Below are 19,729 nucleotides of genomic sequence, written 5' to 3' on the forward strand. Positions count from 1 at the left end.
CACGATGCGGTCCCCCCGCCCGCGCCTCGCGCGGCCCAGCCTCGTCGTCACCGCAGCGCTGGCGCTCGCCGCCGTCGCCGGCTGCGGCGGCTCGTCCACCACCACCGGATCGGCCCCCGCGGGGGCCGGCGGCGCCTTCACCCCGCCGAAGATCGAGGCGCTGAAGTCCCTCGGCGCAGGCGAGGGCCAGGTCAACCTCGTGGCCTGGGCCGGGTACGCCGAGGACGGCTCCAACGACCCCAAGGTCGACTGGGTCCACCCGTTCGAGAAGGCCACCGGCTGCACGGTCAACACCAAGACCGCCGGGACCTCCGACGAGATGGTCAACCTCATGAAGACCGGCGAGTACGACGCCGTCTCCGCCTCCGGCGACGCCTCGCTGCGCCTCATCGCGTCCGGGACGGTCGCCCCGGTCAACACCGACCTGATCCCGAACTACAAGGACGTGTTCGACGGCCTCAAGCTCAAGCCGTGGAACTCGGTCAACGGCGTCGCGTACGGCGTGCCGCACGGCCGGGGCGCCAACCTGCTGATGTGGCGGTCCGACAAGGTCAGCCCGGCGCCCGACTCGTGGAGCGTCGTCTTCGACCCCAACTCGCCGTACAAGGGGAAGGTCACGGCCTACGACTCGCCGATCTACATCGCCGACGCGGCCCTGTACCTGATGTCGGCCAAGCCCGAGCTCGGGATCAAGGACCCGTACGCGCTGGACGACAAGCAGCTCCAGGCCGCTGTCGACCTGCTCAAGCAGCAGAAGTCGATCATCGGCGAGTACTGGTCCGACTACACGAAGGCCGTGCAGTCGTTCAAGGGCGGCGACACGGTCGTGGGCACGACCTGGCAGGTCATCGCCAACCTCGTCAAGGCGGAGAAGGCCCCGGTCGACGTCACGCTGCCCAAGGAGGGCTCGACCGGCTGGTCGGACACCTGGATGGTGGCGGCGAAGGCCAAGCACCCCACCTGCGCGTACAAGTGGATGGACTGGATCATCTCCCCCAAGGCCAACGCCCAGGTGGCCGAGTGGTTCGGCGAGGCGCCGTCCAACTCCAAGGCGTGCCAGGAGACCTCCGACAAGTCGTTCTGCGACACCTACCACGCGACCGACGAGAGCTACTTCTCCAAGGTCCACTACTGGACCACGCCGATCGCCCAGTGCCTCGACGGCCGCACGGACGTGAAGTGCACGGACTACTCGCAGTGGACCCGCGCCTGGACCGAGATCAAGGGCTGACGCTCCCCCCGCCCGCCCGGGAGGCGGCTCCCGGGCGGGCGGCCGAACTGGAGGACCACCAATGACGACACCGGTCGTCGCCGCCGGGCCCCGGCGGCGGGCGGCGGCGTTCCTGCACCGGCACGCCGGCGTACGGCTGTCGCTGCTGCTGTCGGCCCCGCTGGCCTGGCTGGGCCTGGCGTACCTGGGCGCCCTCGCGGCCCTGTTCGTCACCGCGTTCTGGTCGACCGACGTCTTCACCGGCGACGTCGTGCGCGTCTTCACCTGGGCCAACTTCCACGACCTGGTCACCGGCGACGTCTACCGGACGGTGGCCCTGCGCTCGGTCGGGGTGGCGGTCGCGGTGACCGCGATCGACCTGGTGATCGCGTTCCCGATGGCGTTCGCGATGGCCAAGGTCGCCTCGCCCCGGGCGCAGCGGTGGCTGGTCATCCTGGTGCTCACCCCGCTGTGGGCGTCGTACCTGGTCAAGGCGTACGCCTGGCGGGTCATGCTGTCGTCGGACGGCGTCCTCGGCTGGGGGTACGGGCTGACGGCCACGATCCTGACCCTGTCGTACCTCTGGCTGCCGTACATGATCCTGCCGATCTACGCGGGCCTGGAGCGGCTGCCCGGGTCGCTGCTGGACGCGGCCGGGGACCTCGGCGCCCGGGGGTGGCGGACCTTCCGCACGGTCGTGTGGCCGCTGACGTTCCCGGCCGTCGTGGCCGGCTCGATCTTCACGTTCTCCCTGTCGCTGGGCGACTACATCACCGTGAAGATCGTGGGCGGCAAGTCCCAGCTCATCGGCAACGTGGTCTACGACAACATCGGCGCGGCCAACAACCTCCCGTTCGCGGCCGCCGTGGCGACCGTGCCAGTCGTGATCATGCTGGTGTACCTCGCGGCCGTGCGGCGCACCGGCGCCCTGGACAACCTCTGAAGGAGGCCCGGTGAACCTCTCCCGCACGGCCAGGATCGCGCTCCGGGCGGCGCTCGCGGCCGGCCTCGCCGTCGTCTACGTGCCGCTGGCCGTGGTGCTGCTCAACTCGTTCAACTCCGACCGGACGTTCGGGTGGCCGCCCGCCGGCCTCACGCTGCGCTGGTGGGGGACGGCCCTGGAGTCGGCGGGCCTGCGCGACGCGCTGTGGACCTCGGTCGAGGCGGGCCTCGGGGCGACGGCCGTCGCGCTCGTGCTCGGCACGATGGCGGCCTTCGCCGTGCAGCGGTACCGGTTCTTCGGCCGCGACACGGTCTCGCTGGTGATCGTCCTGCCGATCGCGCTGCCAGGCATCGTGACCGGCATCGCCCTCAGCAACACCTTCCACGCGGTGCTCGGCGTGCCCCTCGGCCTGCTGACCGTGATCGTCGGCCACGCCACCTTCTGCGTGGTGACCGTCTACAACAACGTGCTGGCCCGGCTGCGCCGCATGGGGCTGTCCCTGGAGGAGGCCTCGGCCGACCTGGGAGCCGACACGTTCACCACGTTCCGCCTGGTGACGTTCCCGATGATGCGCTCGGCGCTGCTCGCCGGGGGCCTGCTGGCCTTCGCCCTGTCGTTCGACGAGATCATCGTGACCACGTTCACGGCCGGCGCGGGCGTCCGCACGCTGCCGATCTGGATCTTCGAGAACCTCTTCCGGCCCAACCAGGCGCCCGTCGTCAACGTGGTCGCGGCCGCCCTCATCGTGCTGTCGGTGATCCCGATCTACCTGGCCCAGCGCCTGTCCGGCGACAACGCCCGCGTCCAGGGCGGGTAAGGGCAGCCGCTGACCGGCCCTCGCGCGCTTTGGCACGGCCGCGGAGGGCCGGGGCGCGAGGTCAGCTCTCGATGAACTGGTGGTCGGTTCTGATCCGGCCGTCCTCGCCCAGTGTGAGGAAGTCGAAACCGACCGAGTCCACCTCGCCGGAGGCGGTTCTCACCATCTCCCAGTGGAAGCGGAACGCCGCCGTGCCGGCGGCCGGGATGGCGGCGTTCCACCCCGGCGCCGGTCACGGTCACGACGCTGCCGCTTCGACTGTAGGCGCCGTTCCACGCCTGGCTGATCGCGCCTACGAGGTCACGGCGCTGGTCCAGGAGGCGTACAGGTCGGCGTAGACGCCGGGCTCCTCCACCAGGACGTCGTGCGGGCCGCGCTGCACGACGCGGCCGTGTTGGAAGACGAGGACCTCGTCGGCCGCCTGGGCGGTCGACAGGCGGTGGGCGATGGAGACGGCGGTGCGGCCGCGGGTGACGCCGTCGAGGGCGCGGGCCAGCCGCACCTCGGTGGCCGGGTCGACGGCGGAGGTGGCCTCGTCGAGCAGCAGCAGGTCCGGGTCGGCCAGGTAGGCCCGCGCGAGCGCGACGAGCTGGCGCTCGCCGGCCGACAGCGACTCGCCGCGCTGCCCGACCGGGGTGTCGAGGCCCGCGGGCAGGCCGTCGAGCCAGTCGGCCAGCCCCAGCTCGGTGAGCGCGAGCCGCACGTCGTCCAGGGTGGCCGAGGGCCGGCCGAACCGGATGTTGTCCGCCAGCGTGGAGTCGAACAGGAACCCGTCCTGGGGCACCATGACGATCCGCTCCCGCAGGGAGGAGAACCTGACCTTCCGCAGGTCGACGCCGTCGACCAGGACCCGGCCCGAGGTGGGGTCCATGAGCCGGGTCAGCAGCTTGGCGAACGTCGTCTTGCCCGAGCCGGTCTCCCCCACGATCGCCACCCGGGTGCGCGGCACGATCTCCTCCGACACCTCGTGCAGCACCGGGGCTCCCCCCGGGTAGGCGAACCCGACGTCCTCGAACCGCACGGAGATCGGGCCGCGCGGCAGCGTCACGCCCTCGCCGGCCGGGTCGGCCACGTCGGCCGGGGTGTCGAGCACGCCGAGGACGCGCCGCCAGCCCGCGATCGCGTTCTGGGCCTCGTTGAGCACCTCGGTCGCCGTCTGCAGCGGGCTGATGAACAGCGTGATCAGGAACAGGAACGCGATGAGCCGCCCGGCGCTGATCGACCCCGCCGCGCCCAGCCCGACGCCGGCGACGACCACGAGGGCCACCGCGATCGACGCGACCAGTTCTGTGACGGGGAACGTGAACCCGATGATCTTCTGCGCCCTGGTCTGGGCCGCCCGCTGCCCGTCGACGGCCCGGTCGATCCGCTCGGACGTGCGGTCCTCGGAGCCGTAGGCCCGGATCACCGCGCTGCCGACGACCGACTCGCTGACCGCGGCCAGCACGTCGCCGGTGCGCTCGCGCACCCGGATGTACGCCCGGGCCACGAGCCTCTGGAAGCGCGGCAGCGCCACCACCAGCGGCAGGAAGCACCCCCACACCAGCAGGGTGAGCTGCCAGGAGTAGACGGCCATCAGCACGGTCGCGACGAGGAGCTGGCCGAAAGCGACCACGATGACCAGGCCGCCCCACTGCATGAAGGCGCTGATCTGGTCGACGTCGCCGGTCACCCGCGAGACGAGCGCCCCGCGCCGCTCGCTGTTCTGGCTGAGCACCGACAGGTCGTGCACGTGCCGGAACGCCTTGCCCCGCAGGGTCGCCAGGCCCGACTCGGTCGAGCGGTAGAGCCGGACGTTCATGAGGTAGCCGCACAGGGCGGTCAGCAGGACGGCGAGGGCGCACAGGACGATGGCGTTCCGGATGAACGGCACGTCGGGGGCGCCGCCGCCCAGGCCCCGGTCGATCACCTGCTGCACCGCGATCGGCACGATGACCTTGCCGACGGTGGCCAGGACGGCCAGCGCCAGGGTCCCGGCGAGGCCGCGGCGGAACTCGGGCGACAGCCGCATGCCGTGCCTGATCGTCTCCACGGCCGTACGCTCGGCCGCCCGCAGGCCGGTGGTCTCCTCCGTCACGGCGGTCACGCCACGACCTCCTCGTCGCTGTCGAGCGCGGCGCGCTCGGCCTCCTCGCGTTCGTAGGCCGTCACCAGCCTGCGGTAGCCCTCGCAGCGGGCCAGCAGCCGCTCGTGGGTCCCGTGGTCGGCCACGGCGCCGTGCTCCAGGTAGACGACCTCGTCGGCCAGCGCAATCGTCGCCATCCGGTAGGCCACCACGATCACCGTGGAGTCCCCCGCGCCGTCCCGCAGGCCGTACAGGATCCGCTTCTCCACCTGCGGGTCCACGCTGGAGGTCGCGTCGTCCAGGATGAGCAGCCGGGGGCGGCGCACGAGCGCCCGGGCGAGCGCGACGCGCTGCCGCTGGCCGCCCGACAGGGTCGCGCCGCGCTCGCCGACCTTGGTGTCCAGGCCGGACGGCAGCGCGCTGACGAACCCGTCCGCCTGCGCCAGCCGGAGCGCCGCCCAGATCGTCTCGTCGGGGACGGCGAGGCCGAGCGCGATGTTGCCCCGCACGGTGTCGTCGAACAGGAACGTCTGCTGGGGCACCAGGGCCACGGAGGCGCTGACGGCGCCCTTGGCCGCCTCGCGCAGGTCGGTCCCGTCGATCCGGACCGCGCCGGAGCCGGGGTCGATGAGCCGGGCGAGGAGCTGGGTGAGCGTGGACTTGCCCGAGCCGGTGGGCCCGACGACGGCGACCGTCCGCCCGGGCGCCACGGAGAACGTCACGTCCGTGAGGACCGGCGCCCCCTCGGCGTAGGCGTAGGTCACCCCCTCGGCCTCGATCGCGGCCGGGCCGGTCCCGTCGAGCTCCGCCGTGCCGTACTCCATGGAGCCGGTGGCGTCGAGGACGTCCCGCACCCGGGTCCAGCCGACGACGCTGCGCGGCAGCTCCGCGAGGACCCAGCCCAGCGCGCGGATCGGGAACGCCAGCAGCGTGAAGAGGTAGGCGATCTGGATCAGCTCGCCGGCCGCGACGCCGCCCGACTCCAGCCGCACCGAGCCGACCAGCAGCACGGCCAGCACGCCCAGCGTGGGCAGCGCCTCCAGCAGCGGGTCGAACAGGCCGCGCACGCGGCCGACCGCGATGTTGGCGTCGCGCAGCTCGTCGGCCCGGGCGCGGAACCGCTCGGCCTCGTCGTCCTCGCGGCCGAGCGTCTTCACCACGAGCGCGCCGTCGAAGCTCTCGTGGGCGACCTCGCTCACCTCGGCCCGCAGCTGCTGCGCCCGCATCGCGAGCGGCGAGAGGCGGCGCTGGTAGACGAGGTTGAGCACGGCCACGGCCGGGAAGATCAGGAAGCCGACGACCGCGAGCACCGGGTCGACCAGCACGATGGCGGTGGCGGCGGTCACGAGCATCACGACGACGCCGACGGCCATCGGCAGCGGCGCGAGCGGCGCCCAGGCGGCCTCGACGTCGGCGTTGGCGTTCGACAGCAGCTGCCCGGTCGGGTGCCGGTGGTGCCAGCTCAGGGGCAGCTTCAGGTACTGGCGGGTGACCGCGCGGCGGGTGCGGGCCTGCATCCGGTACTGCATGACGCCGGCCAGGATGCGGCGCCCCATGATCCCGGCGGCCTTGAGGACGGCGACGCCGACGATCAGCAGCGCGGAGACCACGAGCGTGCTCCCGCCGATCCCGCCGCGGGCGAACGCGGGCAGGACGGCGTTGTCGGTCGCCCAGCCGAGCGCCCAGGACGACGCCACCGTCATCCCGCCGTACACGGCGCTCGCGAGCACGGCGGCGGTGAAGATCCGGGGTTCCGCCTTCACGGCCACGCCGATGACCCGCAGACCTCGGAGCATGACGGAGCTGTTCTCCCGCGCGGGGGACTCCTTGGTCGGCACGCGGAGCGTTCCTCTCGCTCGGGGACGGTATACGCATGGGACGGTACACAGGCCGGGGGCACCCGCGGATCGGCCGCCCGGCCGACGCGTTACCAAGCCTTTAGTCCTAGTTACTCCCTATCATCCCGATCAAGCGGATTATTCCGGCCACGTGCCCTGCTCCGGCGGACGCCCCGGCGCGGCCCCCGGACACAGCCGTCACGCGGCGGCGGAACGCGGGGGCGGGGAGCGCGGGGCATAGGGTGATCGCGTGACACACGTCCGGGCTGAGCGCGCCGCGCTCAGCGACCTGCTGGACCGGCTCGGTCCCGACGCGCCCACGCTCTGCGCGGGCTGGACGACCGCCGACCTCGCCGCCCACCTCGTGCTCCGCGAGCGCCGCCCCGACGCCGCCGCGGGCATCGCCCTGCCGTTCCTGGCCGGCCACACCCGCTCGGTGCAGGAGGGGCTCAAGCGCCGCCACTCCTACCCCGCGCTCGTGAGCCTCGTCCGGGAGGGCCCGCCCGCCTGGTCGCCGTACGGGCTGGTGCCCGGGCTCGACGCGGCCGTGAACACGCTGGAGCTGTTCGTCCACCACGAGGACGTCCGGAGGGCTCAGCCGGGCTGGGAGCCCCGGCGATTGCCCGCCGAGCAGGAGGACCTGTTCTGGGACCGCGTCAGGCGGGGGGCGCGGCTGTTCCTGCGCCGCTCACCGGTCGGGGTCGTGCTCCGCCGGCCCGACGGCACGCGGGCGCCCGGCAGGCGGGCGGAACCGGCCGTCGTGGTCACCGGGGAGCCCTCCGAGCTGCTGCTTTTCGCCTTCGGGCGGCAGGCCCACGCCAGGGTCGGCTACGACGGCGAGCCGGACGCCGTGGCCCGGCTGCGGGAGGCCCCGTTCGGCATGTGACGGCATAAGGGCGATCTCCCCGAATTCCGCACTTAAAGATTGGGCATGGGGCAGCATGAGGGCAGCGCACGATGTTTGGAGCTCCCCATGAACGTCAAAAAGGTGCTGACCTATCTGGTGGTGGCCTTCGTGATCTTCTATTTGTTCACGCAGCCCGCCAACGCCGCCGCGGCCGTGAAGAGCCTGTTCGGCGGCGTCAGCACGGGCGCCGAGCGCCTGTCGGCCTTCTTCACCTCGCTGGTCTCCGGCTGAGCCCCGGCGCCGGGTCGTCCGCGCTCCCGGCGGTCGGCGGCTGATCGGCGGGCGATCGGCCCGGGGCGGTGCGCACCCTTCTCAACCTGCGAGACGGCGCCCATACCAAGGTCGGGATGGAACGGGCTCATGGCTTCCCGGCTAGTTATGATCATTCCTGTCGCCGGGTACAAACGACCGGGAAACCGACCGCAGGAGGCCCCCCTATGCAGGTCAAGAAGGTTCTTACGTACGCGGCCATCGCGTTCGTGGTCTTCTACCTCTACAGCCAACCGCAGGCCGCCGCCGGTGCTGTGAAGGGCGTGTTCAGCACCGTCAACACGGGCGCGAGCCGCTTGGCGACCTTCTTCACGACGGTTCTGAGATGACCTGACGCCGCTGAGGAGCTGACGGGAGCCGCCCATCGCCCTGGCCGGCGCGAGCCGGCCGCTCTCCCCCACGGCACGCCGTACCGGCCGGGACGTCTCGCCCCCGGGACGGCGGCACGGCGGCTCTTCCATCGACGGCCTCGCCGTGTTACGCAGTCAGGATGACAGAGCGCCACAGCGTCGCCGACGCCCAGCGGCTCGACCCGGCCGCCCGGCGGATCCTCGAACGGGCCGAGATCGACGGCGTCGAGCTCGTCCGCTTCATCTACGCCGACCACGGAGGCGTGATCCGGGGCAAGTCGGCCGGGCGGCGCCGTCTCGCCGACCGGCTGGTCACGGGCATCGGCCACACGGTCGGCATGATGGCGATGTCCATGCTCGACCATCTCCAGCCGGTCGAGGGCATGGGCCCGGTGGGCGAGGTGCGCATCGTCCCCGACCCCGCGACGTACGTCCCGCTCCCCTATGCGAGCGGCGCGGCGGCCATGGTCTCCGACCTCCGCCGGGTCGACGGCGGCCCGTGGGAGGCCTGTCCCCGCACGTTCCTCAAGGACGCGGTCGCGGCGCTCGGCTCGGAGGGGTACGCCCTCGTCGCCGCGTTCGAGCCGGAGTTCACGCTCGGGCGGCGGCTGCCCGACCCGGCGGGCGGGCCCGACCGCCTCATCCCCCTCGACGACAGCCTGTGCTACGCCACCTCGGGCTTCGACCTCGCCCACGACTACACGATGCAGCTGATCCGGGCTTTGGAGGCCCAGGGGGTCGCGATCGAGCACTACTACCCCGAGCTCGGGGCCGGGCAGCAGGAGCTGTCCATCCGGCCCGCGACGGCCCTGCGGGCAGCCGACAACCAGGTGCTCTACCGGGAGACCGTGCGCGGCGTGGCCTTCCGGATGGCGATGTGGGCGAGCCTCGCCCCCAAACCGCTCCCCGACCAGGCCGGCAACGGCGCCCACCTGCACGTCTCGCTGTGGGACGAGCCCCTGGAGCGCAACCTGTTCGCCGACGGCGGGGGCGGGCTGTCGGACCTCGGGCGCCGCTTCATGGCCGGCGTCCTGCATCACCTGCCCGCCCTGGTGGCGCTCACCTGCGCGAGCGTGAACAGCTACCGCCGCCTCCAGCCGAGCATGTGGGCCGGGGCCTACGCCTGCCACGGCCTGGACAACCGCGAGGCGGCCGTCCGCGTCTGCTCGCCCATGGCCGGCAACGTCGAGGCCACGACCAACCTGGAGATCAAGCCGTCGGACTCCAGCGCCAACCCGTACCTGTCGCTCGGCGCGGTCATCCACGCCGGGCTCGACGGGATCCGCCGCGAACTCGACCCGGGGGAGCCCGTCGGCGTCGATCCGGCGACGCTGGACGACGAGGAGCGGGCCCGCCTCGGCTGCGCGCGGCTGCCCGCCTCCCTCGGGGAGGCGCTCGACGCGCTGGAGGCCGACGAGCTTCTGATGGAGGCCCTCGGCCCCCTGCGGCGCACCGCCTACCTCGCCGTCAAACGGTCGGAGGTGGCGGACTTCGCCGGTCAGGACGCGGCGTACGAGGCCTTCCACCACTTCCGGGTCTTCTGACCCGCCCGCTCAGAAGGCGTACGGGCCGAACCGCGCCCAGGCCACGACGGCGGCCAGGAGCAGCAGCACGACGTTGAACGCGATGGGCGGCCACTCCTTGCGGCGCCCGTGGGTGGCGGCCGCGCCGATCATGAGCAGGACGACGCCCACGGCCGCGAGCGGCGTGAGCACGGGCGCGATCCCGGTCAGCCCGGGGAGGACGAGGCCGAGCGCGGCCAGCACCTCCAGCGCCCCGATCGTCTTCAGCACCGGCGGGGAGAAGTCCTCCGCCCACGCCATGTTGGGGGTCGCGGCGAGGGCCTCCTTCGACTTGGCCAGCTTGCCCGCTCCCCCCACCAGGAAGGCGAGGGCGAGCAGCACCTGAATGATCCATATGGCGACGTTCACACGTGTCTCCTCAAAACTTGAAGCGTCAAGCAAAGGCTAGAGAGTAAGTATTTGACACGTCAAGTAGTTGCCGTACGGCGGGGGACGCGGGTGTAATCGCTTCGTGGCTCCCGTCAGCATCAGGGAGGTCGCCGCGCGTGCCGGGGTCTCCCCCGGGACGGTCTCCAACGTGCTGAACCGTCCCGAGAAGGTCGCGGCGGCGACCCGGGATCGGGTCGAGCGGGCCGTCCGCGAGCTGGGGTTCGTGCGCCACGGCTCGGCGTCGTCACTGCGCGCGGGCCGCACCAGGACGATCGGCCTGTCCGTCATCGACATCGGCAACCCCTTCTTCACCGAGGTCGCGGCCGGCGTGGAGGACGTGGCGAGCGAGCTCGGGTACGCCGTGATCCTCGGCAACTCCGCCGGCGACCCGGCCAAGGAGGAGCGCAACCTCCTGGTTCTGGCCGAGCAGCGGGTGCGCGGCGTGCTCATCACCCCCACCGGCGACGACCCCGCCCCCGTCGACCGGATCCGGGCGCGGGGCATCGACCTCGTCCTGGTGGACCACCCCGCCCACCGGCCCGACATGTGCTCGGTCGCGGTCGACGACGTCGCGGGCGGGTCGCTCGCGGCCGCCCACCTGCTGGACCGCGGCGCCCGCCGGATCGCGTACGTCGGCGGGCCGCCGTCGATCCGGCAGTGCCGCGACCGGCTGGAGGGCGCCCGCCGGGCCGTGCGGCGGGCCGGGACGGACCCCGTGCCTGCGCTCGCCGAGCTGGCGATGCCCGCCATGACCGGGCGGTGCGGGCAGGAGGCCGCCGAGGCGCTGCTCGCGGAGCGGCCGCTGCCGGACGCCGTGTTCTGCGCCAACGACCTGCTGGCGCTGGGGATGCTGCGCGGGCTGCTGCAGGCCGGGGTGCGGGTGCCCGGCGACGTGGCGCTGATCGGCTACGACGACATCGACTTCGCGGCCGCCTCGGCCGTGACGCTCACCTCGATCCGCCAGCCGACCCGCCGCCTCGGCCGGATCGCCACCCGGCTGCTGCTGGACGAGTGCGGCGACCCCGAGGGCCACGTCCACCAGCAGATCATGTTCCATCCCGAGCTGGTGGTGCGCGAGTCGACGTCCCGGCCGCCGGACTAGGGGGTGCCCGCCGCGCCCTTCCGGCGGCAGGCGGCCTCCCCGGGCGGCGCCGGCCCGTCGCCCCGGCCGTCCAGGTGACGGAAGGCCTCCGGCGCCGGATCCGCTCCGGCGCGCAGAGCCGCCTCCAGCCGCCCGGCCTCGGCGGCGAACGCGTCGATCCGCCCGGCCGCGCCTGCGCATCCGGCCGAGGCGGCCACCAGTTCCTCGTATCGGGGGATCAGGTCGCGCAGCCCCTCGATCTGCGCGCGGGCCGCGTAGGCGCGCTCGGCACCCGCCACGTGCCCCGCGTAACGCTCCAGCGCCTCGACACGGGCGGCGACGGCGGCCTCGGCGCGGCGAAGCGCCCTCTCCAGCGGCTCGGCCGCCGCGCGCACCTCCGGGGTGGTCCCGTCCGCGACCAGGGCGGCGTGCTCGGCCCGCAGCGCGGACAGCGCGGCGAGGATCCGGGCGACCTCCCACTCCTCGGCGGGCAGGGCGATCCGGTCGCGGACGTCGTCGAGCAGGCCGTCGGCGCCGACCCGGGAGGACAGCACCGTGCGGACGGCCCGCCGGGCGCGGCCGACCAGGGCCAGCGCCGGCCCGTCGAACTCCGGCGGCAGCAGGTAGCGGCCGTCGTAGCGGCGCGCGGCGGCGCGCACCCGGCCCCGGCGGGCGGCGGAGCGGGCGGCTCCGTAGAGGCCGGCGCCCGCCGGGGCCGCCACCAGGCCCGTGACGAGCGGGCCCGGGCGCGCCACGAGCAGGAGCAGGACGGTCAGCGCGAGCACCGGCCACAGGGCGGCGGCCAGGAGACGGCGGCCGCTGCGGCGGGCGGCCTCACCGGACCACAGGCGCGCCAGGAGGTCCTCATTGGCCCGCAGGAGCCCGGCCGCCGGGGCTGGCACGGCGGGGTCGACGACGACGCCCGGATGTCCCGGCTCCGATGCGACCTGCCCCGCCACTGCCACCCGCACTCCCCCGGCCGCGGTCTCCCCCCGGCCGCGGTGGGAAGATCATAACCGCGCGCCGCCTCCGGCTCCCCGTTGCACGCTCACCCGGGCGTGGCGGTGCTCAGCGGGCGTGGCGGCGGTCAGCGGGCGTGGCGGTGCTCGGCGAGCTCGTACTCGACGAAGGCGCCGATCATGGCCCGCCAGACGGCCTCGGCCACCTCCGGGGACAGCCCGGTGCGCGAGGCCCGCTCCCGGGCCGCGGCCAGCACGCGCTCCACCCGGTCCGGCGCCCGTACGGCCTGCTCGTCGCCCTTGAACGCGGCGGCGGCCCGGACCAGCCGCTGCCGGTCGGCGAGCAGCGTGGTCATGCGGGCGTCGAGTTCGTCGATGCGGCGGCGGACCTCCTCGAGCGAGGTGGGTTCGGACACGAAAGCCTCCCGGTTGCGCGTGATCACCGGCCACCCTACTGGGATCGCGGCGGGGTTCCGGCCCAGGCCGCGGCCCGCGGCGACGCCCCCGTACGGCGCCGGTAAGGGCCGGTGCAACGGCCGCCCGTCCCTGGGACCCCGTGGGAAAAGACAGGCGCCGGAGAGGGAAAGGGATCCCCCGGCGGCCGCCCCGCATGCGGTCGATCCGCCTGGACCGGCCCCGGCGCGCCAGCTCACGATGGAAGGGCCAATCCGGATCGCCGCACTCCGCGGCCGTGGATCGGACAGGAGGCACTCTATGCCCGCCAAGCGATTCCCGAGCATGCTCGGCCTCGCCGTCGTCACCGCCTTCGGCCTCGTGGCGCTGCAGTCGGGCGAGGGGTACGCCGCCCCCGCCGCCCCCTCGTCGTCCACCGGCCTCGCCGTCGTCGCCGTCCCGGCCGACTTCGTCCAGGGCGACGACGACACCGCGAGCGACGACTGGTCCGGCCACGGCTCCCAGGAGCAGAGGCAGCAGCAGGAGCAGGAGCAGAGCCAGTCGGGCGGCAGCTCTTCGGAGAGCTCGACCGACAGCGGCACCGGGAGCAGCTCCAGCGACGACGACTGACCGCCTTGGGTGGGGCGCGGCCCCGGGCCGCGCCCCCCTCACGAAGTGATCAGCGGACCGGGTGACCGGCCGCCCGGAGGGTCTCCTTGACGTCGTGGATCTTCAGCTGGCCGAAGTGGAACACCGACGCCGCCAGGACGGCGTCCGCCCCGGCCTCGACCGCGGGCGGGAAGTCCTCCAGCCGCCCGGCCCCGCCCGACGCGATCACCGGCACCGTGACGGCGGCGCGGACCGCGCGCAGCATCTCCAGGTCGTAGCCCGACCGGGTGCCGTCGCCGTCCATCGAGTTCAGCAGGATCTCCCCGACGCCGAGCTCTTCGCCGCGCCGGGCCCACCCGACCGCGTCGATGCCGGTGCCCCGCCTGCCGCCGTGGGTCGTCACCTCGAACCCGGACGGCGTGGGCGGGCCGTCGACGACCCGGCGGGCGTCCACGGACAGCACGACGCACTGCGACCCGAACCGCCGGGACGCCTCGGTCAGCAGCTCCGGCCGGGCGATGGCGGCCGTGTTGATCCCGACCTTGTCGGCCCCGGCCCGCAGCAGCCGGTCGACGTCCTCGACCGCCCGCACTCCCCCGCCGACCGTCAGCGGGATGAAGACCTGCTCGGCCGTGCGGCGGACCACGTCGAGCATGGTCTCCCGCTCACCGGACGAGGCCGTGATGTCGAGGAACGTCAGCTCGTCGGCCCCTTCGGCGTCGTAGCGCCTGGCCAGCTCGACGGGGTCGCCCGCGTCGCGCAGGTTCTCGAAGTTGACGCCCTTCACCACGCGCCCGGCGTCCACGTCGAGGCAGGGGATGACCCGCACCGCGACCGTCATGCCGTCACCTCCCCCGCGGGCTCACCGTCCCCATGGGCCCGGCCCCCCGCCCGGTACGCCTCGACCTCCACCTCTACCAGCATGCGCGCGTCCACCAGGCCGGCGACCTGGACGCTGGTGCAGGCCGGGCGGACCACGCCGAAGATCTCCCCGTGGGCCCGGCCCACGGCGTCGAAGTCGTCGGCGTTCACGACGAACAGGCGGGTGCGGACCACGTCGGCGAGCGACGTGCCGGCCTTCTCGACCGCGTCGAGCGCGATGGAGAACGCCGTGAGCGTCTGCCGGTAGGCGTCGCCCACGTGCTGCACCTCGCCGCCGACCGTGGCGGTGCACCCGGACACGAGCACGTGCGGCCCGGCCACGACGGCGCGGGCGTAGCCGTAGCGGTCCTCCCAGGGGCCGCCGGACGAGATGCGCCCGGGGGGCATGCTGCCGCTCATCCCGCGCTCACCGCCGCCAGTGCCTCCTCCAGCGTGAACGCCTGGGCGTACAGCGCCTTACCGACGATGGCGCCCTCGACGCCCTCGGGGACGAGCGTGGCCAGCGCCCGCAGGTCGTCGAGCGAGGAGACCCCGCCGCTGGCGACCACCGGCCTGTCGGTCCGCGCGCAGACCTGACGGAGCAGGTCGAGGTTGGGGCCCCGGAGCGTGCCGTCCTTGGTCACGTCGGTCACCACGTAGCGCGGGCAGCCCTCCGACTCCAGCCGGTCGAGCACCTCCCACAGGTCGCCGCCGTCCTGGGTCCAGCCGCGGGCGGCGAGGGTCGTGCCCCGCACGTCGAGGCCCACGGCGATGCGGTCGCCGTACTCGGCGATCGCCTTGGCGCACCACGCCGGGTCCTCCAGGGCGGCCGTGCCGATGTTCACCCGGCGGCAGCCGGTGGACAGCGCGGCCGTCAGCGAGGCGTCGTCGCGGATGCCGCCCGACAGCTCGACGTTCACGTCGAGCGTGCCGACGACGGAGGCCAGAAGCTCGCGGTTGGTGCCCCTGCCGAAGGCGGCGTCGAGATCGACCAGGTGGACCCACTCGGCGCCGGCCTCCTGCCAGGCGAGAGCCGCGGCCAAGGGGTCGCCGTACGACGTCTCCGTCCCCGCCTCCCCCTGGACCAGACGGACGGCCTGGCCGTCCGCTACATCGACGGCCGGGAGCAATACGAGCGACATTTCGGTCAGGACCTCCGGTCAAAGACGATGGTGACGAGCACCGGGACGAGCAGCAGCGACACGAGCAGCACGCCGAGCCGGGCCATCCAGGAGTCGAGCAGGATCCAGGCCAGCACCTGGACCAGGAACCAGAGCACGGCGAGCACACCGTTCTGGGTGCGGCGCCGGCGGGCCCGGTAGCCGCCCTGCCGGGCGACCCGCACAGGACGCGGGAGCACCGCGGTCACCCGGCCGCGCAGCTCGCGCCGCCTTGCCGCCCGCGCCTCCCGCTCGGCCCGCACGGCCGCCTCACGGGCGCGTTCGGCCTCGCGCTCCGCCCTGCGGCGGGCCCGCTCCCTGCTCATGCCACCTCCTCGCCTGACGGCTCGGAGCCGCATTCGCGAACGGCGCTGTGCCTACTGATTCGCTCGCTTCGCTCGCTCATGCCACCTCCTCGCCTGACGGCTCGGAGCCGCATCCGCGAATCGCGCAGTGCCTGTCGACTCGCTCGCTCATGCCGCCTCCCGGGCGGCGGGGCCGGTCACAGTGTGCTCAGCCAATTGGACAGCAGAACTGCTCCGGCGTCGCCGGATTTCTCGGGATGGAACTGGGTGGCCATCAAAGGGCCGTTCTCGACGGCCGCGACGAACGGGACGCCGTGCTCCGACCAGGTCACCAGCGGCGGGGTGAAGCCGTCGCCGGCCTCCAGCCTCCACTCACGCACGCCGTACGAGTGGACGAAGTAGAAGCGGGTGTCCGCGTCGAGCCCACGGAACAGCACACTGCCCTCGGGCACGGTGACCGTGTTCCACCCCATGTGAGGCAGGACGGGGGCGTCGAGGCGCTCGACCGTCCCCGGCCACTCGCCGCAGCCCTCGGTGTGGACGCCGTGCTCGACGCCCTTCTCGAACAGGATCTGCATGCCCACACAGATGCCGAGCACGGGACGGCCCCCGGCGAGGCGGCGGCCCACGATCTGGTCGCCGCGGACGGCCTTCAGCCCCTCCATGCAGGCCGCGAACGCGCCGACGCCGGGGACCACGAGGCCCTCGGCGTCGAGGGCGGCGTCGAAGTCGGCCGTCACGGTCACGTCGGCCCCGGCCCGGGCCAGCGCCCGCTCGGCCGAGCGCAGGTTGCCCGACCCGTAGTCGAGGACGACGACGCGCCTGCCTACTGCCACCACATCACCCCCGCCGTGATCGCCAGCGCGGCTCCGACACCGGCCAGCGCGGCCATCAGCTTCAGCCCCTGCCTGATGCCGGAGATGACGCCGCCGATCAGGAAGAGGCCCACGAAGATCATTCCGCCGGATGCGAACGTCATCAGAGCACGCCCTTGGTGCTGGGCACGCCGCTCGCCCGCGGGTCGCGCTCGCTCGCCTCGCGCAGCGCCCGCGCGAGGGCCTTGAACTGCGCCTCCACGATGTGGTGGGCGTTGCGCCCGTACGGCACGTGGACGTGGAGGCAGACCGCCGCCTGCGCGACGAACGACTCCAGGATGTGCCGGGTCATGGTGGTGTCGTAGTCGGGGCCGATCATCGGGGCCATGCCCTCGGGCTCGGTGTGCACGAGGTACGGCCGGCCGGACAGGTCGACCGTGACCTGGGCCAGGGACTCGTCCAGCGGGCAGGAGGCGCTGCCGAACCGCCGGATGCCGGACTTGTCGCCCAGGGCCTCCCGGAAGGCGGCGCCCAGCGCGATCGAGGTGTCCTCGATCGTGTGATGGGCGTCGATGTGCAGGTCGCCCTCGGTCTTCACGGTGAGGTCGAACAGCCCGTGCTTGCCGAGCTGGGCCAGCATGTGGTCGTAGAAGCCGACGCCGGTCGAGACGTCGACCACGCCGGTGCCGTCGAGGCCGATCTCTACGAGGACCGACGTCTCCTTGGTCGTGCGCTCGACACGGCCGCGCCGCCCGGCGGCCTCGTGGGTGCCGGTCATCCGAGGACCCCTTCCAGGGCGGCGCGGAAGGCCGCCATCTCGTCCCTTGTGCCGATCGACACGCGGAGCCACCCCGCGGGACCGGTCTCCCTGATCAGCACGCCGCGCTCCAGCAGCCCCTCCCAGACGGCGCGCCGGTCCGGGAACCTACCGAATAGCACGAAGTTGGCGTCGGAGTCAGCGGCCCGCAGGCCACGATGCCGTAGCCAGTCCACCGTGGCGTCCCGCTCGGCGCGCAGCGTGTCGACGGTGCCGAGCAGCTCCTCCCGGTGGGCCAGCGCCACCCGGGCGGCCGCCTGCGTCAGCGTCGACAGATGGTACGGCAGGCGGACCAGCAGCATCGCGTCCACGACGGCCGGGTCGGCCGCGAGGTACCCGAGGCGGGTGCCGGCCATCGCGAACGCCTTGGACATGGTCCGGGTCACGATCAGCCGGGGGTGACCGGGCAGCAGGGTCAGCGCCGACGGCGTCCCCTCCCGGGCGAACTCGGCGTACGCCTCGTCCACGACCACCATGCCGGGGGCGGCGGCCAGGACGCTCTCGATCACGTCCAGCGGCAGCGCCGTCCCGGTCGGGTTGTTCGGCGAGGTGAGGAACACCACGTCGGGGCGGTGCTCCTCGATCACCCGGACGGCGGCGGCGACGTCGAGCGAGAAGTCCTCCCCGCGGGCCCCCGCGATCCACCGGGTGTTCGTGCCGCCGGCGATGATCGGGTGCATCGAGTAGGACGGCTCGAACCCGATGGCCGACCGCCCCGGGCCGCCGAAGGCCTGCAGGATCTGCTGGATGATCTCGTTGGACCCGTTGGCGGCCCACAGCTGCCGGCCCGTCAGGCCGTGGCCCAGGTAGTCGGCGAGGTCCTTGCGCAGCTCCACCGCGTCGCGGTCGGGATAGCGGTTGAGGGTCGCCGCGCCGTGCCGGACGGCCAGGGCGAGGTCGTCGATGAGCGCCGCGGACGGCGGGTAGGGGTTCTCGTTGGTGTTGAGCTGCACGGGCACGTCGAGCTGCGGGGCGCCGTACGGCTGCTTGCCGCGCAGGTCGTCGCGGATGGGCAGGTCGCCGAGCGTGGTCATGAGGGCACTTCCCAGTCGAAGCGGGCGCGGACGGCCGCGCCGTGGGCGGGCAGGTCCTCGGCGTCGGCGAGCGCGCACACGAGCGGCGCGGCCTCGGCCAGCGCGTCCCTGCTGTAGTCGACGACGTGGATGCCGCGCAGGAACGTCTGCACGGACAGGCCGGAGGAGTGGCAGGCGCACCCTCCGGTCGGCAGCACGTGGTTGGAGCCGGCCATGTAGTCGCCCAGCGACACCGGGGCGTACGGCCCGACGAAGATCGCGCCGGCGTTGCGGACCCGGGCGGCCACGGCGTGCGGGTCGGCCGTCTGGATCTCCAGGTGCTCGGCGGCGTACGCGTCGACGACGCGCAGGCCGTCCTCCAGCGAGGACACGAACACGATGCCGGACTGGCGGCCGGACAGGGCCTCGGTGATCCGCTCGGAGTGGCGCGTGGCCGCCACCTGGCCGGGCAGCTCCTTGTCCACCGCGTCGGCCAGCCCGGGGCTGGTGGTGACCAGCACGGCGGCCGCGATCACGTCGTGCTCGGCCTGGCTGATCAGGTCGGCGGCGACGTGCACGGGGTCGGCGGTCTCGTCGGCCAGGATCGCGATCTCGGTGGGCCCGGCCTCGGAGTCGATGCCGATGAGGCCCTTGAGCAGCCGCTTGGCCGCGGCCACCCAGATGTTGCCGGGCCCCGTCACCATCGTGGCCCGAGGGCACTCCTCGGTGCCGTAGGCGAACATCGCCACGGCCTGGGCGCCGCCCACGGCGTAGACCTCGTCGACGCCGAGCAGCGCGCACGCGGCGAGGATCGACGGGTGCGGCAGCCCGCCGAACTCCTTCTGCGGCGGCGAGGCGACGGCCAGCGACCCGACCCCGGCCTCCTGGGCGGGCACGACGTTCATGACGACGCTGGAGGGGTAGACGGCGCGGCCTCCCGGCACGTACAGCCCGACCCGGTCGACCGGCACCCACCGCTCGGTGACCGTGCCACCGGGGACGACGTTCGTGGTGGTGTCGGTGCGCCGCTGGTCGCGGTGGACGAGCCGGGCCCGCCTGATCGACTCCTCCAGCGCCGCCCGCACGGCCGGGTCGAGCCCGTCGAGGGCGCGGGCGATCGCCTCGGCCGGGACGCGGGCCGACTCCAGCTCGACGCCGTCGAACCGCGCGGTCAGCTCCCGTACGGCCGCGGCGCCGCGATGGCGCACCTCCTCGCAGATGGGCCGCACCCTCTCCAGGGCGGCCTCGACGTCGAGCTCGGCGCGGGGCAGCACGTCGCGCAGGTCTCCAGGCAGGGACCCGCGCAGGTCGATACGGGAAATCACCGTCCCAGTCTACGGACGACCAGGGACCGATCCTCGTGT

The 19,729-nt window shown here is 73.5% G+C and carries 23 protein-coding genes; 9 read left to right on the top strand and 14 right to left on the bottom strand.

Going from position 1 to position 19,729, the window contains the following annotated elements; genetic code table 11:
- Positions 1-4: 4 nt before the first annotated feature.
- The 3 genes from Mco01_RS00615 (at position 5) to Mco01_RS00625 (ending at position 2,970) form a co-directional block, all read left to right on the top strand.
- Positions 5-1,231 carry an ABC transporter substrate-binding protein gene (locus Mco01_RS00615; protein ID WP_204054941.1) on the top strand — a complete coding sequence of 409 codons (1,227 nt, stop codon included), beginning with the start codon at positions 5-7 and terminating at the stop codon, positions 1,229-1,231.
- A 61-nt stretch (positions 1,232-1,292) separates the two neighbouring features.
- On the top strand, positions 1,293-2,153 hold the full coding sequence (locus Mco01_RS00620; RefSeq protein WP_204054942.1) for an ABC transporter permease: 861 nt from the start codon (positions 1,293-1,295) through the stop codon (positions 2,151-2,153).
- A gap of 10 nt (positions 2,154-2,163) precedes the next feature.
- The gene (locus Mco01_RS00625; RefSeq protein ID WP_204054943.1) at positions 2,164-2,970 is read left to right on the top strand and encodes an ABC transporter permease; all 807 of its coding nucleotides are present in this window, start codon (positions 2,164-2,166) and stop codon (positions 2,968-2,970) included.
- A 292-nt stretch (positions 2,971-3,262) separates the two neighbouring features.
- Here Mco01_RS00625 and Mco01_RS00630 read toward each other — a convergent pair whose 3' ends face one another.
- Both Mco01_RS00630 and Mco01_RS00635 read right to left on the bottom strand, forming a co-directional pair.
- Positions 3,263-4,981 carry an ABC transporter ATP-binding protein gene (locus tag Mco01_RS00630; RefSeq protein ID WP_204055196.1) on the bottom strand — a complete coding sequence of 573 codons (1,719 nt, stop codon included), beginning with the start codon at positions 4,979-4,981 and terminating at the stop codon, positions 3,263-3,265.
- A 71-nt stretch (positions 4,982-5,052) separates the two neighbouring features.
- A complete protein-coding gene (locus Mco01_RS00635; RefSeq protein ID WP_204055197.1) occupies positions 5,053-6,831 on the bottom strand; it encodes an ABC transporter ATP-binding protein in 1,779 nt (592 codons plus the stop codon).
- A 292-nt stretch (positions 6,832-7,123) separates the two neighbouring features.
- On the opposite strand from Mco01_RS00635, the gene Mco01_RS00640 reads away from it, so the two are divergent.
- The 4 genes from Mco01_RS00640 to Mco01_RS00655 all read left to right on the top strand — a co-directional run bounded on the left by Mco01_RS00640 (position 7,124) and on the right by Mco01_RS00655 (position 9,944).
- Positions 7,124-7,759, top strand: coding sequence for a TIGR03085 family metal-binding protein (locus Mco01_RS00640; RefSeq protein WP_204054944.1), 636 nt, complete (start codon positions 7,124-7,126; stop codon positions 7,757-7,759).
- An 87-nt stretch (positions 7,760-7,846) separates the two neighbouring features.
- On the top strand, positions 7,847-8,011 hold the full coding sequence (locus tag Mco01_RS00645; protein ID WP_198167017.1) for a hypothetical protein: 165 nt from the start codon (positions 7,847-7,849) through the stop codon (positions 8,009-8,011).
- Between the two features lie 206 nt (positions 8,012-8,217).
- Positions 8,218-8,379: a hypothetical protein gene (locus Mco01_RS00650; protein ID WP_198167018.1), complete on the top strand. Its 162-nt coding sequence runs from the start codon at positions 8,218-8,220 to the stop codon at positions 8,377-8,379.
- Positions 8,380-8,540: 161 nt separating this feature from the next.
- The gene (locus Mco01_RS00655; protein ID WP_204054945.1) at positions 8,541-9,944 is read left to right on the top strand and encodes a glutamine synthetase family protein; all 1,404 of its coding nucleotides are present in this window, start codon (positions 8,541-8,543) and stop codon (positions 9,942-9,944) included.
- 9 nt (positions 9,945-9,953) lie between these two features.
- On the opposite strand, the gene Mco01_RS00660 is transcribed toward Mco01_RS00655, so the two are convergent.
- Entirely contained in the window at positions 9,954-10,331 is a 378-nt protein-coding gene (locus Mco01_RS00660) for a DoxX family protein (protein WP_204054946.1), read from the bottom strand.
- Positions 10,332-10,434: 103 nt separating this feature from the next.
- Here Mco01_RS00660 and Mco01_RS00665 point away from each other — a divergent pair, with 103 nt between their 5' ends.
- Positions 10,435-11,454, top strand: a complete 1,020-nt coding sequence (locus Mco01_RS00665; protein ID WP_204054947.1) for a LacI family DNA-binding transcriptional regulator — start codon at positions 10,435-10,437, stop codon at positions 11,452-11,454.
- Here the strand turns inward: Mco01_RS00665 and Mco01_RS00670 are convergent.
- Positions 11,451-12,398, bottom strand: coding sequence for a hypothetical protein (locus Mco01_RS00670; protein ID WP_204054948.1), 948 nt, complete (start codon positions 12,396-12,398; stop codon positions 11,451-11,453). The genes Mco01_RS00665 and Mco01_RS00670 overlap by 4 nt on opposite strands.
- 122 nt (positions 12,399-12,520) lie before the next feature.
- Positions 12,521-12,808: a chorismate mutase gene (locus tag Mco01_RS38830; protein ID WP_036323709.1), complete on the bottom strand. Its 288-nt coding sequence runs from the start codon at positions 12,806-12,808 to the stop codon at positions 12,521-12,523.
- Positions 12,809-13,106: 298 nt separating this feature from the next.
- Here Mco01_RS38830 and Mco01_RS00680 point away from each other — a divergent pair, with 298 nt between their 5' ends.
- Positions 13,107-13,415: a hypothetical protein gene (locus Mco01_RS00680; RefSeq protein ID WP_204054950.1), complete on the top strand. Its 309-nt coding sequence runs from the start codon at positions 13,107-13,109 to the stop codon at positions 13,413-13,415.
- A gap of 49 nt (positions 13,416-13,464) precedes the next feature.
- Here Mco01_RS00680 and hisF read toward each other — a convergent pair whose 3' ends face one another.
- From hisF to hisD, 9 genes are all read right to left on the bottom strand, one after another.
- Complete coding sequence (hisF, locus tag Mco01_RS00685; protein ID WP_204054951.1) at positions 13,465-14,235, bottom strand: imidazole glycerol phosphate synthase subunit HisF; 771 nt, start codon at positions 14,233-14,235, stop codon at positions 13,465-13,467.
- Positions 14,232-14,675 (bottom strand): RidA family protein, encoded by a 444-nt coding sequence (locus Mco01_RS00690; protein ID WP_204054952.1) that lies wholly within the window; start codon positions 14,673-14,675, stop codon positions 14,232-14,234. The genes hisF and Mco01_RS00690 overlap by 4 nt, the downstream gene beginning before the upstream one ends.
- On the bottom strand, positions 14,672-15,397 hold the full coding sequence (priA, locus tag Mco01_RS00695; protein WP_036321331.1) for a bifunctional 1-(5-phosphoribosyl)-5-((5-phosphoribosylamino)methylideneamino)imidazole-4-carboxamide isomerase/phosphoribosylanthranilate isomerase PriA: 726 nt from the start codon (positions 15,395-15,397) through the stop codon (positions 14,672-14,674). The genes Mco01_RS00690 and priA overlap by 4 nt, the downstream gene beginning before the upstream one ends.
- 5 nt (positions 15,398-15,402) lie before the next feature.
- A complete protein-coding gene (locus tag Mco01_RS00700; RefSeq protein ID WP_204054953.1) occupies positions 15,403-15,741 on the bottom strand; it encodes a hypothetical protein in 339 nt (112 codons plus the stop codon).
- 176 nt (positions 15,742-15,917) lie between these two features.
- On the bottom strand, positions 15,918-16,556 hold the full coding sequence (gene hisH, locus Mco01_RS00705) for an imidazole glycerol phosphate synthase subunit HisH (protein ID WP_204054954.1): 639 nt from the start codon (positions 16,554-16,556) through the stop codon (positions 15,918-15,920).
- A complete protein-coding gene (locus Mco01_RS00710; RefSeq protein WP_198167020.1) occupies positions 16,547-16,699 on the bottom strand; it encodes a CG2302 family histidine operon protein in 153 nt (50 codons plus the stop codon). The genes hisH and Mco01_RS00710 overlap by 10 nt, the downstream gene beginning before the upstream one ends.
- On the bottom strand, positions 16,699-17,313 hold the full coding sequence (hisB, locus tag Mco01_RS00715) for an imidazoleglycerol-phosphate dehydratase HisB (RefSeq protein WP_204054955.1): 615 nt from the start codon (positions 17,311-17,313) through the stop codon (positions 16,699-16,701). Before hisB ends, Mco01_RS00710 begins: the two co-directional genes overlap by 1 nt.
- On the bottom strand, positions 17,310-18,386 hold the full coding sequence (locus Mco01_RS00720; RefSeq protein ID WP_204054956.1) for a histidinol-phosphate transaminase: 1,077 nt from the start codon (positions 18,384-18,386) through the stop codon (positions 17,310-17,312). Before Mco01_RS00720 ends, hisB begins: the two co-directional genes overlap by 4 nt.
- On the bottom strand, positions 18,383-19,690 hold the full coding sequence (gene hisD, locus Mco01_RS00725; protein ID WP_204054957.1) for a histidinol dehydrogenase: 1,308 nt from the start codon (positions 19,688-19,690) through the stop codon (positions 18,383-18,385). The genes Mco01_RS00720 and hisD overlap by 4 nt, the downstream gene beginning before the upstream one ends.
- Positions 19,691-19,729: the final 39 nt, after the last annotated feature.

Source organism: Microbispora corallina, assembly GCF_016863035.1.
Taxonomy (GTDB): domain Bacteria; phylum Actinomycetota; class Actinomycetes; order Streptosporangiales; family Streptosporangiaceae; genus Microbispora; species Microbispora corallina.